The sequence below is a fragment of the Microbaculum marinum genome (assembly GCF_037855135.1).
In the GTDB taxonomy this organism is placed as follows: Bacteria; Pseudomonadota; Alphaproteobacteria; order Rhizobiales; family Tepidamorphaceae; genus Microbaculum; species Microbaculum marinum.
In genome coordinates, this window is the sequence record NZ_JAZHOF010000001.1 from 351,263 (window position 1) to 364,961 (window position 13,699).

General features: G+C 67.6%; 13 protein-coding genes. 9 read left to right on the forward strand and 4 right to left on the reverse strand.

Features of this window, described 5'->3' with window-relative positions; translation table 11 throughout:
- Window positions 1–8 precede the first annotated feature (8 nt).
- The 7 genes from V3328_RS01615 to V3328_RS01645 all read left to right on the forward strand — a co-directional run bounded on the left by V3328_RS01615 (window position 9) and on the right by V3328_RS01645 (window position 6,600).
- Window positions 9–668: a TetR family transcriptional regulator C-terminal domain-containing protein gene (locus V3328_RS01615; protein WP_340327893.1), complete on the forward strand. Its 660-nt coding sequence runs from the start codon at window positions 9–11 to the stop codon at window positions 666–668.
- A complete protein-coding gene (locus V3328_RS01620) occupies window positions 665–1,846 on the forward strand; it encodes an acyl-CoA dehydrogenase family protein (RefSeq protein WP_340327894.1) in 1,182 nt (393 codons plus the stop codon). Before V3328_RS01615 ends, V3328_RS01620 begins: the two co-directional genes overlap by 4 nt.
- A gap of 86 nt (window positions 1,847–1,932) precedes the next feature.
- Window positions 1,933–3,042, forward strand: coding sequence for a polyamine ABC transporter substrate-binding protein (locus V3328_RS01625; RefSeq protein ID WP_340327895.1), 1,110 nt, complete (start codon window positions 1,933–1,935; stop codon window positions 3,040–3,042).
- Window positions 3,043–3,177: 135 nt separating this feature from the next.
- A complete protein-coding gene (locus V3328_RS01630; protein WP_340327896.1) occupies window positions 3,178–4,326 on the forward strand; it encodes an ABC transporter ATP-binding protein in 1,149 nt (382 codons plus the stop codon).
- 10 nt (window positions 4,327–4,336) lie between these two features.
- Window positions 4,337–5,317: an ABC transporter permease subunit gene (locus V3328_RS01635; protein ID WP_340327897.1), complete on the forward strand. Its 981-nt coding sequence runs from the start codon at window positions 4,337–4,339 to the stop codon at window positions 5,315–5,317.
- Entirely contained in the window at window positions 5,314–6,156 is an 843-nt protein-coding gene (locus tag V3328_RS01640; protein WP_340327898.1) for an ABC transporter permease subunit, read from the forward strand. The genes V3328_RS01635 and V3328_RS01640 overlap by 4 nt, the downstream gene beginning before the upstream one ends.
- Before the next feature lie 21 nt (window positions 6,157–6,177).
- Window positions 6,178–6,600, forward strand: a complete 423-nt coding sequence (locus V3328_RS01645) for a GFA family protein (RefSeq protein WP_340327899.1) — start codon at window positions 6,178–6,180, stop codon at window positions 6,598–6,600.
- Between the two features lie 25 nt (window positions 6,601–6,625).
- Here V3328_RS01645 and V3328_RS01650 read toward each other — a convergent pair whose 3' ends face one another.
- Genes V3328_RS01650 through V3328_RS01665 form a run of 4 tightly spaced genes read right to left on the reverse strand, consistent with a single transcriptional unit; the run spans window position 6,626 to window position 10,882 of the window.
- Window positions 6,626–8,167 (reverse strand): DHA2 family efflux MFS transporter permease subunit, encoded by a 1,542-nt coding sequence (locus V3328_RS01650; protein WP_340327900.1) that lies wholly within the window; start codon window positions 8,165–8,167, stop codon window positions 6,626–6,628.
- Window positions 8,168–8,192: 25 nt separating this feature from the next.
- Window positions 8,193–9,395, reverse strand: a complete 1,203-nt coding sequence (locus tag V3328_RS01655; protein WP_340327901.1) for an HlyD family secretion protein — start codon at window positions 9,393–9,395, stop codon at window positions 8,193–8,195.
- Entirely contained in the window at window positions 9,395–9,850 is a 456-nt protein-coding gene (locus V3328_RS01660) for a MarR family winged helix-turn-helix transcriptional regulator (protein WP_340327902.1), read from the reverse strand. The genes V3328_RS01655 and V3328_RS01660 overlap by 1 nt, the downstream gene beginning before the upstream one ends.
- A 48-nt stretch (window positions 9,851–9,898) precedes the next feature.
- Entirely contained in the window at window positions 9,899–10,882 is a 984-nt protein-coding gene (locus V3328_RS01665) for a GlxA family transcriptional regulator (RefSeq protein WP_340327903.1), read from the reverse strand.
- A 118-nt stretch (window positions 10,883–11,000) separates the two neighbouring features.
- Here V3328_RS01665 and V3328_RS01670 point away from each other — a divergent pair, with 118 nt between their 5' ends.
- Window positions 11,001–11,897 carry a beta-keto acid cleavage family enzyme gene (locus V3328_RS01670; RefSeq protein ID WP_340327904.1) on the forward strand — a complete coding sequence of 299 codons (897 nt, stop codon included), beginning with the start codon at window positions 11,001–11,003 and terminating at the stop codon, window positions 11,895–11,897.
- 194 nt (window positions 11,898–12,091) lie between these two features.
- Complete coding sequence (locus V3328_RS01675; protein ID WP_340328255.1) at window positions 12,092–13,582, forward strand: carnitine 3-dehydrogenase; 1,491 nt, start codon at window positions 12,092–12,094, stop codon at window positions 13,580–13,582.
- Window positions 13,583–13,699: the final 117 nt, after the last annotated feature.

Genomic DNA, 13,699 nt, shown 5'->3' on the forward strand with positions numbered 1-13,699 from the left:
CACTTGCCATGCGACCCAGGACAACGCGCCGGGCCGACAAGAGCCTGAGACGTCAGGAACTGATCGAGGCGACGATCGACTCGCTGGCCAAGCGCGGCTTCGACGCGACGACCACGGCCGTCGTCGCCGACGGGGCGGGCCTCTCGCGCGGCATCGTGAACTTCCATTTCGAATCCAAGGAAAAGCTGCTCGTCGAGACGCTGCGCTACCTCTCCGACGAGTACCGAACCCACTGGCGCAGCGCCGTCAACGCGGCCGGACCGGACCCGGCGGCGAGGCTCTGGGCGCTGGCGGCGGCGGATTTCGACCGCAAGGTCTGCACGCAGCGCAAGCTGGCCGCCTGGGGCGCGTTCTGGGGCGAGGCGAAGTCGCGGCCGACCTATCGCGAACTGTGCAGCCCCAACGACGTGGAGTACCAGAACACGGTCGCCGACCTGGTCCGGCAGCTCGTCCGGCCGGGCCAGGACTACCGCCTTCTGGCGCGCGGTTTGGACTGCATGCTAAATGGCCTCTGGCACCACCTGATGATCTCGCCGAGGGAGTTCAAGCGCGAGGAGGCCTGGGCGGTCGCCAGGATGCATCTGGCAACCGTGTTCCCCGACCATTTCACCGACGCCGGACCGATCGTCCCCGATGGCCGGCCGGACGGGCTGGAGGGCGCCGGTTGAGTTTCGAACTGCCCGAAAGCGCCCTCGCCTGGCAGCAGAGGATCCGCCGCTTCGTCGACGACGAGCTGATCCCCTGGGAGCTGGAAGCGGAGATGAACGGCGGCGAGATCCCCGCCGACGTCGCCGACCGCCACGAGGCTATGGCGATCGAAATCGGTCTGCCGCGCATGGACGTGCCGGAGCGCTGGGGCGGGCTTGCCCTGCCGATCCTCGACCAGGTCGCCGCCGCCGAACAGATCGGCCGCGTCACCAACGCGCTCGGCTGGTGCTATCCCGAGGCGCAGGGCTGGATGTTCGACGCCTGCAGCGAGGACCAGATCGAGCGCTTCATCCTGCCGATGATGCGCGGCGAGAAGCACTTCTGCTACGCGATCACGGAGGAGGGCGCCGGCTCCAACGTGGACGACATATCCACGACGGCGCGGCGCGACGGCGACCGGTACCTGATCGACGGCACCAAGTGGCACGTCACCTCCGCCAACCTGTCGGACACGATCCTGGTGCAGGTGAAGATCGCCGGTGGCAACGATCCGGGCGCCCACGGCCTGTTCTTCGTCGACGCCGGCACGCCCGGCATTTCCACTGTTCGCAACCCCGCCTACACGCACACCTATCGCCACCACCACCCGATCCTGCGCTTCGACGATGTGGCGGTGCCGCCGGAGAACCTGATCGGCGCCGAAGGCGAGGGCATGGACTACACCTATGCCTGGTTCCGCCGCGAGCGGCTGATGATCGCCGCGCGGTCCTGCGGCGCGGCAGAGCGGCTGATCGAGGAGGCCGCATCCTTCGCCGCGACGCGCGTCGTCGGCGGCGTGCCGATCGGCGAGCAGCAACTCGTCCAGGCGATGCTCGCCGATTGCCTGGTCGACCTGCACGCCGCCCGCCTCGTCACCTACGAGGCCGCCGCCGCGCACGACCGGGGACTCGACCTGAAGACGCTGCACGCGCGCTGCTCGATCGCCAAGCTGCTCGCCTCCGAAGCCGCCGGCCGCATCGCCGACCGCGCCGTGCAGATCTTCGGCGGACGCGGCTACATGCGGGAGAACGTCGCCGAGCGCTTCTATCGCGAGCTCAGGGTCGACCGGATCTGGGAGGGAACCAGCGAGATCCAGCGGCTGATCATCGCCAACGGCCTGATGAAGAGAGGGCTCGCCGGCACCATCGCGATTGCCTGACGAACTCTGCAACGACGCCGACGGCCACGGCGCAAACGACAACAGGCCGACCGCCTATTCGCATCGATAACCAGGAGTGAGGAACGATGACCAACAGCATCAACACATTGCGCGGGATCGCGCTGGGCGCGGCGATGCTGCCGCTGGCGGCGCTGCCGGCGGCGGCGCAGGACAACGTCGTCCACGTCTACAACTGGGTCGACTACATCGGCGAGAACACCATCGCCGATTTCGAGAAGGAGACCGGCATCAAGGTCGTCTACGACACCTATGACGCCTCCGAGACCGAGGAGGCAAAGCTGCTGGCCGGCCACTCGGGCTACGACGTGGTGCTCCACTCCGGCTCGAAGATCCCCGAATTCGTGGCAGCCGGCATCTTCGAGAAGCTCGACAAGTCGAAGCTGCCCGGCTGGGAGCACCTCGATCCCAAGGTCCTCACCGTGCTCGAGGGCTGGGACCCGGGCAACGAATACGCGGTTCCCTACATGTGGGGCACCACCGGCATCACCTACAACATGGACATGGTCCGGGAGCGCCTCGGCGAGGACGCCCCGCTCGGGACCATGGACATCATCATGAAGCCGGAATTCGCCTCCAAGGTCGCCGACTGCGGCATTTCCGTCCTGGAAAGTCCGCGCGACGTCATTCCCATGATCCTCAGCTATCTCGGCAAGGATCCCAATTCCGAGGATCCGGCCGACTACGAGGCCGTGGTCGAGGCCTTCGCGCCGGTCCGCCAGTACGTCAAGACGTTCGATTCGGCGAACTACCTCAACGCCCTGCCGAACAAGGAGGTCTGCGTCGTCAACAACTGGTCGGGCGACTACGCCACCGCGAGCTGGCGCGCCGAGGAGGCCGGCGTCGAGATCGACCTGGCCTACTTCGTGCCGGAAACCGGGTCTCCGGCCTGGTTCGACACGTGGGCCATTCCCGCCGACGCGCCGCACAAGGAGAACGCCTACAAGTTCATCAACTACATGCTGCAGCCGAAGGTGATCGCCGACGCGACCAACTACACCTACTACGCCAACGCCAACAAGGACGCGGTGGAGTTCGTCGATCCCTCGATCCTCGAGGACCCGGCGATCTATCCCGACGAGGAGATCCAGTCGCGGCTGTGGACCAACAAGGTCCTGGACCGCGCCGCCGATCGCGCCCGCGTCCGCGCCTGGAGCAAGATGAAGACCGGGCAGTAACGGACGGCCGACAAAAATGCTTGTGCGCCGTCAGGTGCGCGTTTCTATAATGACGGCAGTCCCCTGGCCCGTCGGTCTTCCCGACCGGCGGACCGGGGGACATCGTTTGCCGGAGGGGGGCTGGCGATGACGGCGATGCAACCCCGACTGCCAGATTACGTCGAGAAGCCTTGGCTCGACCCGAAGGCGCGGCCATCGGTGCAGGTCGATTCGGTCACCAAGAAGTTCGGCGACTTCATCGCCGTCAACGACGTCTCGCTGAAGATCTACCGCGGCGAACTGTTCTGCCTGCTCGGCGGATCGGGCTGCGGCAAGACCACGCTGCTGCGGATGCTGGCGGGTTTCGAGACGCCGTCGGGCGGGCGGGTTCTGATCGACGGCCAGGACGTCACCAACGTTCCGCCCTACGACCGGCCGGTCAACATGATGTTCCAGTCCTACGCGCTGTTCCCGCACATGAGCGTCGAGCAGAACATCGGCTACGGGCTGAAGCACGAGAAGATGAGCAAGGCCGAGGTGAAGGACCGCATCCGCGAGATGCTGGAGCTGGTCCAGCTCGGGGATTTCGCCAGGCGCAAGCCGCATCAGCTGTCCGGCGGCCAGCGCCAGCGGGTGGCGCTGGCACGATCCCTCGCCAAGAAGCCGAAACTGCTGCTGCTCGACGAGCCGCTCGGCGCGCTCGACAAGAAGCTCAGGGAGCAGACCCAGTTCGAGCTGATGAACATCCAGTACAAGGTCGGCGTCACCTTCATCGTGGTGACCCACGATCAGGAAGAGGCCATGACCCTGTCGACCCGCATCGCGGTGATGGATCGCGGCCAGATCATGCAGGTGGGGGCGCCGACCGACATCTACGAGTATCCCGACAACCGGTTCACCGCCGACTTCATCGGGTCGATCAACCTGTTCGACGGGATCGTCACCGGCATCGACAACGGCCACGTCACCGTCACGGTGGAAGGGATCGACACGCCGATGACGATTTCGCATACCGGCTCGCTGCAGCTCGGCCGCCCGGTTTCGGTCGCGGTGCGGCCGGAGAAGGTGGTGATCGGCCGCGACGCCCCCGCCGAGCGGGGCAGCAACGCGCTGCGCGGCCAGGTGCTCGATCTCGGCTATTTCGGCGACCGGTCGCTGTACCGGGTCAAGCTGCCCTCCGGACGCATCGTCCTGGTCAGCCACCAGAACATCCGCCGGGCCCGCGACAACGAGCGGCAGGTCGACTGGGACGACACCGTCTGGCTGTCGTGGTCGCCGGACTCCGCCCTGGTGCTGACCGAGTAGGGGCCGGGCCATGACGGTCGAATCGCCAGCCGACGGCGTACCGGGAACAGCAGCCGGCGACAGGTCGGCGGGCGGAGACCTTGCCGCCCGCATCGGCCGCTGGGTCACCGAAGGCTGGCGCAGCCTGATCGTCGGCATTCCCTATCTCTGGCTGCTGCTGTTCTTCCTCGTACCGTTCCTGATCATCCTGAAGATCAGCTTCGCGCTGTCGCTGATCGCCCGGCCGCCCTACACGCCGCTGTGGGAATGGGGCAGCGACGGCTCGCTGATGATCGAGCTGCACTTCCTCAACTACCGGTACCTGATCGAGGACGCGCTCTACATCGTCGGCTACCTGAACTCGCTGAAGATCGCGGCGATCTCCACCGTCCTGTGCCTGATCATCGGCTACCCGATGGCCTACGGCATCGCCCGGTCCTCGCCGGCGACGCGCAACCTGCTGCTGCTCCTGGTGATCCTGCCGTTCTGGACGTCGTTCCTGCTCAGGATCTACGCCTGGATGGGGCTCCTCAACAAGCAGGGCGTCATCAACAACGTGCTGGTCGGCCTCGGCATCCTCGACCAGCCGATCACCATGATGAACACCGAGTTCGCGGTCTATGTGGGGATCGTCTACTCCTACGTCCCCTTCATGATCCTGCCGATCTACGTCAACCTCGAGAAGATGGACATGAGCCTGGTCGAGGCGGCGATGGACCTCGGCTCGCGGCCGTTCCGGGTGTTCCGCGACGTGACGCTGCCGCTGTCGCTGCCGGGCATCGTCGCCGGCTCGCTGCTGGTGTTCATTCCCGCGACCGGCGAGTACGTGATCCCGGCGCTGCTCGGCAGCCCCTCGAACCCGATGATCGGGCGGGTGCTGTTCGACGAGTTCTACACCAACCGCGACTGGCCGGTCGCCTCCGCCGTGGCGATCGTCCTGCTCATGCTGCTGGTCATCCCGATCCTGTTCTTCCAGCACTACCAGATGAAGCAGTCGGAGGCCGGGAAGTGACCCAGCGCCGCTCGCCCTTCGTGACGGCCTGGCTGATCTTCGGGTTCGTGTTCCTCTACGGCCCGATCCTGGTGATGATGTTCTACTCGTTCAACGCCTCGCGGCTGGCGACGGTGTGGGGCGGCTTCTCGACCAGGTGGTACGGCGAGCTCTGGCACAACACCCTGGTCATCGACGCGGCGGTCCTCAGCATCAAGATCGCGGCGGGCTCGGCGACGGTCGCCACCGTCTTCGGCACCATGGCCGGCATCGCGCTGGCCCGGTTCGGGCGCTTCCGCGGCCGCGTGCTGTTCTCCGGCATGGTCACCGCGCCGCTGGTGATGCCGGAGGTGATCACCGGACTGTCGCTGCTGCTGCTGTTCGTGGCGCTGGAGGACGCCATCGGCTGGCCGGCGGGACGCGGCATGCTGACCATCATGATCGCGCACATCACCTTCTGCATGGCCTATGTCGCGGTCATCATCCAGTCGCGGCTGACCCAGATCGACGAGTCGCTGGAGGAGGCGGCGATGGACCTCGGCTCGCGGCCGTTGCGGGTGCTGATGGACATCACCGTGCCGCTGCTGGTCCCGGCGATGGTGTCCGGCTGGCTGCTCGCCTTCACCCTGTCGTTGGATGACCTGGTCATTGCAACCTTTACATCCGGCCCCGGTGCCAGCACCCTGCCGATGGTGATCTTCTCGAAGGTCAAGCTCGGCATCACGCCGGACATCAACGCACTTGCGACGATCATCATCGTTGTCGTCACGCTGATCGTGGTGGGGGGAACGGTAATCATGAACCGCGTTCAGGCGCGCCATATGGCCGATAGCCAGCGCGCGGTGGCGGACAACGCCTGATCGCCAACCGACTGAAGTCTGATGAACGCCAAGTATATCGACCTGCCGCTGACCGGCGGCTGCGCCTGCGGCCAGATCCGCTACGAGATCTCGGTCGCGCCCATCGACACCGGCTACTGCCACTGCGGGCTGTGCCGCCTGACCACGGGCGCCGTCATGCTGGCCTGGGCGACGGTACCCGTCCAGGCCTTCAGCTACGTCGTCGGGCAGCCGAGCATCTACCATTCCAGCGCCTGGGGCGAGCGGCGCTTCTGCCCGCATTGCGGGGCGCAGTTCGAGTATCGCGCGCAGAAGGATCCGAAGGTGGTCGACGTCAATGTCGGCACCCTGGACCGGCCGGACCTGGTGCCGCCGACGAGCCACGTGTGGGTCGAGGACGAGGTGCCGTGGCTGCACATCGCCGACGATCTGCCGCGCTATCCCACGACCGGCCCGGAGCCGTGAGGCCCGGACGTCCGGTCGCCGGGCGCTACTCCATTGCCGCCGCTTCGGCCGGCGCCGGGCCGGACTCCTGCCGCTTGCGCATCAGCAGCAGCAGCGGCGCGGTGGCGATCACCACGAACATCATCAGGTAGTAGTCGTCGACATAGGCGACCATCGCCGCCTGCCGGGTGATCTCCGCGCTGATCATGCCGAGGATCTGCTCGTGGCCCGGCGCGAACAGCTGCGGCATGATCGCCTCGACCGCGTCGCGGCCGGGCGTCACCTGCTCCACCAGTCCGGACCGCACGATCTGCGTGTTACGGGCCAGCAGCGACACGACGATCGAGATGCCGATCGACGAACCGATGTTGCGCATCAGGCTGAACAGCGCCGTCGCCTCGGTGCGCAGGCGCGGCTGCAGGGTGGCGAAGGCAAGCGTCGACAGCGGCACGAAGACGAGCCCCAGCCCCAGTCCCTGCACGACCCCGCTCCACACCACCGGCCAGCGGTCCATGCCGATCGAGAACGCCGTCATCTGGTGCAGCGAATACGCGGTCAGGGCGAGCCCCGTGAAGATCAGGATCCGCGCGTCGACCTTCTGCACCAGCCGGCCGACGACGAGCATCGAGATCATCGTGCCGACGCCGCGCGGCGCCATCAGCAGGCCGCTGGTCACGGTCGGATAGCCCATGATCTTCTGCAGCATCGGCGGCAGCAGCGCCATGGTGGCGAGCAGCACGATGCCGATGGCGAAGATGAACACCAGGCCGATCGCGAAGTTCAGGTCCTTGAACATCGCCGGCTCGAGGAACGGCTCGCGGGCGCTGACGATGTGGACGACGAACACCCACAGCGCCGAGACGCAGATCGCCGCCTCGATCCAGATCTCCCGGGAGGAGAACCAGTCGAGCTGCTCGCCGCGGTCCAGCATCATCTGCAGCGCGGCGATCGAGATGCCCAACGCCAGGAACCCGAACATGTCGAACCGGCGGCTGGAGGGCCTCTCGCGCGGCAGGAACACCATCAGGCCCAGGAACGCCAGGATGCCGACCGGCAGGTTGATGTAGAACACCCAGCGCCAGCCGAAGGCGTCGGTCAGCCAGCCGCCGAGCGTCGGGCCGATGATCGGCGCGACCATGATCCCGGCCCCCCACATCGCCATCGCCTGGCCGTGCCGCTCGCGCGGGTTGATGTCCAGCAGCACCGCCTGCGACAGCGGCACGAGGGCCGCGCCGAAGATCCCCTGCAGGATCCGGAACAGCACCATCTCGGGAAGGCTCGTGGCGAGACCGCACAGCACCGAGGCGACGGTGAAGCCGCCGGTGGTCAGCAGGAACAGGTTGCGGCGCCCGAGCCGCCCCGACAGCCAGCCGGTCGCCGGCGTCATCACGGCGGCGGCGACGATGTAGGAGGTCAGCACCCAGGAGATCGAGTCCTGGGTGGCGCTGAGGTTGCCCTGCATGTTGGGCAGCGCGACGTTGGCGATGGTGGTGTCGAGCACCTGCATGATCGTCGCCAGCATGACGGCGATCGTGATCATGCCCCGATTGGGGACGCTGTCCGCGGAAACGGTTGCTGCGGTACTCATCGTTCGAAGGTGCGGCGTGCCGCCGTCACTCGCGGACTGCTGCGAACGCCGAGGTCCCGGTCAGGTCGAGGATGTCCTCCACCAGGGCCGGCAGCGGCCGCTGGTGGCGGGTGTCGACCGACACCTCGGCGCTCATGCCGGTGCGGATGTTCGCCGGAGCGCCCGGGCCGACCGTGATCCTCACCGGCACCCGCTGCACGACCTTGACCCAGTTGCCGGTGGCGTTCTGGGCCGGCAGCAGGGCGAACTCCGAGCCGGTGCCCGCGCCGATGCTCGAGACCGTGCCGGTGAACTCCTCGTCGGGATAGGCGTCGATGGAGACCGTCGCGCTCTGGCCCACCGACATGTGCGTCAGGTCGGTCTCCTTGAAGTTCGCCTCGATCCAGACGTTGTCGGTCTCCACCAGCGTCGCCACCGTCGTTGCCGCGCTCACGAACTGGCCGACGGTGAGGCGGTCGGTCTGCGTGACGATGCCGTCGGCGGGGGCCCGGACGACGGTGTGTTCCAGGTCCAGCGCCGCCTTGTCGCGTTCCGCCGTCGCCCGCAGCACCTGCGGATGATCCTCGGTTTTGATCGAGACGTCGCCGCCGAGCATGGCGAGCTTGCTGGCGACGTCCTGCTCGGCCGAAGCGACGTCCTGGCGTGCGTCCTTCAATTCATGCTCGACCTCGTCCAGCCGGGCCTGGGTGGCATAGCCGTTCCTGGCCAGCGCCTGTTGCCGGTCGAAGGCGGTCTGGTGGAAGTCCACGGTCTCGCGCGCCGATTCCAGGTCGGCCAGGGCGCCCTGGTAGGCGGCGCGCATCTGGTCGACCTGCAGCCTGGCGTTGGCCAGCGCGGCTTCGGCCTGCTGCAGGGCGATCCGGTAGGGGGCCGGATCGAGCTTGAAGATCACGTCGCCGGCGTTGACCGGCGCGTTTTCCTCTGCGTCGACCTCGACGATACGTCCCGACACGTCCGTGCTGAGGACCACCATGCGCTGCTGGACGTAGGCGTTGTCGGTCGCCATGAAGCGGCCGCCGGTGATCCAGAAGTAGCCGCCGGCCGCCGCGATCAGGACGGGCAGGGAGAACATCAGGACGTAGCGCCGCCATCTCCGCCGCCGGGGTGCCTCGGGCGCGGTCTCTGTTCCCCCGTTCAGCGGCACGACCCGGTGCCCCGACTGCGCCCCGGACTCGCCTGCGGTCTCTTCTTCGGCGGCTTCGAGGTGGTTTTCGTTCGCGGCACTCATCAGGCGTACTCGGCTGTCTGCGCGTTGCTGCGGGCAAGGTTCGCCCGGACCACGGTCAGCGCGGCCAGGAGCTGTTCGCGCTCTGACGGGTCCAGCCCCTCCATCGCCTCGTCGAAGAGCTCCATGACGACGGGCTTCATGTCTTCCAGCGCCGGGCGCGCCTTCTGGGTCAGGAACAGTCGGCGCGCCCGGCGGTCGGCAGGGTCCGGTTTACGGGTGACCCAGCCACTTTCCTCCATCCGGTCGACCAGCCGGCACACCGACATCGGCTCCATGTCGAGGAGATCGGCGAGTCCGGCCTGGTTGATGCCTTCGCTCTTGGAGAGCCGCGCCAGCAACTGCCACTGCGCGCGGGTCAGGCCCGTATCCTTCGACTTCTCGTCGAAGCGGCGGCGCATCAGGCGGAACACGTCGGCGATCAGCAATCCGAGCGATGGTGGAGGTGTTTCCGTCATTCCCGCTATTTAATAAGCACGATTATAATACTCAAGATTATAAATTGGTCACCAGCGGCGGCGCCGGTGATTCCGCGCATTGGCCCAGCCCGCCTGGCGCAGCGCCCGCGACAGCGCCGAGGCCGAGCTGAAGCCCGATCTCGCGGCGATTTCGCCCACGCCGAGCTCGGTCTCCTCGAGCAGCCGCCGTGCGACGGCAAGCCGCAGCGACCGGTAATGGGCGCCGGGCGAGATACCCAGGTGACGGCGGAACCGGCGTTCCATGTCGCGCAGTCCGATGCCGCTGAGTTCGGCGATCCGCGCGACCGGCAGGCTGTCCTCGAGATGGCTGTCCATCAGCGCGATAGCGGTGCCGAGGGCGGGATCCTTGCGGGCGATCAGGCGCAACGGGACGGTGTGCTGCGGCTCGGTCTCGCGGCCGTCCTGCGGGAGTTGCGGGTCGTAGATGAAGCGGCCGGCGACCGCCAGCGCCAGCGCCATCCCGTCCTGCCGGCCGATGACGTCGAGCATCAGGTCGAGCACGGTCGTTGCTCCGCCCGCCGTCACCCGGTTGCGGTCGATCACGTAGCGGTCGCGCCGCACGTCGATCCCCGGGAAGCCCTCCGCGAAGGTGCCGAGTTCCTCCCAGTGGATCGTCGCCGAATAGCCCTCCAGCAGGCCGGCGGCGGCCAGCAGGTGGCTCCCGGTGTCGAAGCCGCCGATGCACCTGGCCGAGCGTGCCCACCGGCGCAGTTCCGACAGCAGCGGCCGCGTCGCCAGACTGGCGTAGTGCGCGGCGGATATCACGAACAGGGCGTCCTCGGGCCGGTGCGCCGCGAGCGCGCCGGACACGTTGATGGCAAGCTCGCTCGACGTCGCGACGCTGGCGCCGTCGGGCGATACCAGGCGCCAGCGGTACAGGCGCTCGCCGACGAGCTCATTGGCGGCCCGCAGCGGCTCGATGGCGGTCGCCAGACAGAGGTTGGAGAAGCCCGGCAGCAGCAGGATCGTGACGTCGCGGACCGGCCTGCCCGGAGTGAAGATCTGAGTCATGCCTCTTTGTCGTAAAATGCGCGCTTGTTGTCGAGTTTTGCGTCAGTTTTCGGCGGGACACGTCGTATCGTCCCTTTGCGCTCGGCAGCGTCCGAGGCGCGGTTCGGCGGGAGGAGCCATGAATACCGAGGTCTTCATCACCTGCGCGGTGACCGGCGCCGGCGATACCGCCGGCAAGAGCGAGCACGTGCCGGTGACGCCCGAGCAGATCGCGGCCTCCGCCATCGACGCCGTGAAGGCCGGCGCGGCGATCGCCCATATCCATGTGCGCGATCCCGGGACGGGCAAGGGCTCGCGCGATCCGAAGCTCTATGCGGAGGTCGTCGACCGGGTGCGCTCGTCGGGCGTCGACGTGGTGCTCAACCTGACTGCCGGCATGGGCGGCGACCTCGTGCTCGGCGGCACCGACAAGCCGCTGCCGCTCGACGATGCCGGCACCGACATGGCCGGTGCGGCCGAGCGGCTCGTCCATGTCGAGGAGCTGCTGCCGGAGATCTGCACGCTCGACTGCGGCTCGATGAATTTCGCCGCCGGCGGCGACTACGTGATGACCAACACGCCGGACATGCTGCGCGCCATGGCGAAGCGGATCCAGGCGGCGGGCGTCAAGCCGGAGCTGGAGGTCTTCGACTTCGGCCACATGGTGATGGTCAGGGACCTGATCGCCGAGGGCCTGATCGACGACCCGGCGATGATCCAGCTCTGCATGGGCATCCCCTACGGCGCGCCCGACGATCCGGCCACCCTGCTGACGCTGGCCGGCCAGGTGCCGCCCGGTTCGGTGTTCTCCGCCTTCTCGATCGGCCGCATGCAGCTTCCCTACGTGGCGATGGCGGCGCTCGCCGGCGGCAACGTGCGGGTCGGACTGGAGGACAACATCTACCTGTCGCGCGGCGTGCTGGCGTCGAACGCCATGCTGGTCGAGCGCGCCGTGACGATCCTCGAGGCGATGAACGCCCGCGTGCTCGGCCCCGAAGAGGTGCGTGCGAAGCTCGGCCTGAAGAAGCGGTGGTGAGGGTGTGCCCAAGTCCGACGACGAGACCCCCTCACCCGGCGCTGCGCGCCGACCTCTCCCGGCCGGGGAGAGGTTGGATCCTGGCCCACGGCTCTGGTTTCTTCAACAGGCGCCGCAGGCGCACCTCTCCCATGGGGAGAGGTCGGCGCGCAGCGCCGGGTGAGGGATAGGGCGCCGGTATGGAACGGAACACGATGACGGACATCCGCAAGGTCGGTCTGATCGGCGGCGGGGTGATCGGCGCCGGGTGGGCGGCGCGCTGCCTGCTGAACGGCCTCGACGTCGCCCTGTACGACCCCGATCCCGAGATCGGCCGCAAGATGGACGAGGTGATGGCCAATGCCCGCCGGTCCTACCGCAGGCTCTTCCCCGACGCCCACGCGCCGGAGGGGCGGCTCAGCCTCGTCGCCTCGGTCGCCGACGCCGTCAGGGACGCCGATTTCGTCCAGGAGAGCCTGCCGGAGCGCATCGAGCTGAAGCGGACGGTGCTGGCCGAGGCAAGCCGGGTGGCCCGTCCGGACACGATCTTCGGCTCATCGACCTCCGGCCTGCTGCCGACCGACATCCAGGCGGACATGGCGGGGCCGGAGCGGCTCGTCGTCGGCCATCCCTTCAATCCCGTCTACCTGATGCCGCTGGTCGAGGTCTGCGGCGGCGCCCGCACGTCGCAGGAGACGAAGGAGAGGGCCGCGGACTTCTACCGCTCGATCGGCATGCATCCCCTGATGCTCAGGAAGGAGATCGACGGCTTCGTCGCCGACCGGCTGATGGAGGCGCTGTGGCGCGAGGCGCTGTGGCTGGTCAGGGACGGCATCGCGACGACCGAGGAAATCGACGACGCGGTGCGCTACGGGCCGGGCCTGCGCTGGGCCTTCATGGGCACCTTCCTGATCTACCGGATCGCCGGTGGCGAGGCCGGCATGCGCCATTTCATGGCCCAGTTCGGCCCGGCCCTGCAGTGGCCCTGGACCAAGCTGACGGACGTGCCGGAGCTGACGGACGCCTTCGTCGACCAGATCGCCGCCCAGTCCGACGACCAGGCCGGCGGCAAGTCGATCCGCGAGCTCGAGCAGCTCCGCGACGACTGCCTCGTCTCGGTGCTGAGCGCGTTGCGCGCTCAAGGATACGCCGCCGGCAGGACCACCAAGCGCTACGAGGAACTGCAGTGGGACCGCGCCCAGGCGGCGACGCTCGCGCGGATCGTCGATCCCGCAAAGCCGCTTCGCCTGCACGAGTGCCGGGTCGAGGTCGACTGGATCGACTATAACGGCCACATGACCGAGAGCCGCTACCTCTACGTCTTCGGCAACGCCTCCGACGCGCTTTTCCGCCATGTCGGCATCGACACCGAGTATCATCAGGCGGGCAAGAGCTACTTCACGGTCGAGAGCCACATCATGAACATCGCGGAAGCCTCGCTGAACGAGAGCCTCTACGTGACGACCCAGGTGCTCGCCGTCGATCCCAAGCGGCTGCACATCTTCCACAGCCTGTACCGGGCCGACGACGACGTGCTGGTGGCGACCGCCGAGCAGATGCTGATCCACGTGAACACCAACGAGAGCCACGCCGTGCCCGCCGACGAGGCGGTGCTGGACAAGCTCGGCGTCATCGTCGAGGCGCAGAAGAACCTGCCCCGTCCGGCCGGCGCCGGCCGCCACGTCGGCGCACCGAGGCGGCCATGATCCTCGACGCCCGGGATTGCCCGGCCTCAGCCGGCGCCTCGTGGTTCGAGACGGGCGGCGTCGCCGCCCTCCTCACCGTGAGGCTCGTTCTTGCTTGTCCCGTGCGGCAGGAGAAAA

What these genes read in the sequence shown, in the direction of transcription:
- V3328_RS01675 (WP_340328255.1), top strand. Translation starts at nt 12,092, where the DNA reads ATGACGGACATCCGCAAGGTCGGTCTGATCGGCGGCGGGGTGATCGGC.
- V3328_RS01615 (WP_340327893.1), top strand. Translation starts at nt 9, where the DNA reads ATGCGACCCAGGACAACGCGCCGGGCCGACAAGAGCCTGAGACGTCAG.
- V3328_RS01655 (WP_340327901.1), bottom strand. Translation starts at nt 9,395, where the DNA reads ATGAGTGCCGCGAACGAAAACCACCTCGAAGCCGCCGAAGAAGAGACC.
- V3328_RS01645 (WP_340327899.1), top strand. Translation starts at nt 6,178, where the DNA reads ATGAACGCCAAGTATATCGACCTGCCGCTGACCGGCGGCTGCGCCTGC.
- V3328_RS01660 (WP_340327902.1), bottom strand. Translation starts at nt 9,850, where the DNA reads ATGACGGAAACACCTCCACCATCGCTCGGATTGCTGATCGCCGACGTG.
- V3328_RS01650 (WP_340327900.1), bottom strand. Translation starts at nt 8,167, where the DNA reads ATGAGTACCGCAGCAACCGTTTCCGCGGACAGCGTCCCCAATCGGGGC.
- V3328_RS01625 (WP_340327895.1), top strand. Translation starts at nt 1,933, where the DNA reads ATGACCAACAGCATCAACACATTGCGCGGGATCGCGCTGGGCGCGGCG.
- V3328_RS01630 (WP_340327896.1), top strand. Translation starts at nt 3,178, where the DNA reads ATGCAACCCCGACTGCCAGATTACGTCGAGAAGCCTTGGCTCGACCCG.
- V3328_RS01670 (WP_340327904.1), top strand. Translation starts at nt 11,001, where the DNA reads ATGAATACCGAGGTCTTCATCACCTGCGCGGTGACCGGCGCCGGCGAT.
- V3328_RS01635 (WP_340327897.1), top strand. Translation starts at nt 4,337, where the DNA reads ATGACGGTCGAATCGCCAGCCGACGGCGTACCGGGAACAGCAGCCGGC.
- V3328_RS01665 (WP_340327903.1), bottom strand. Translation starts at nt 10,882, where the DNA reads ATGACTCAGATCTTCACTCCGGGCAGGCCGGTCCGCGACGTCACGATC.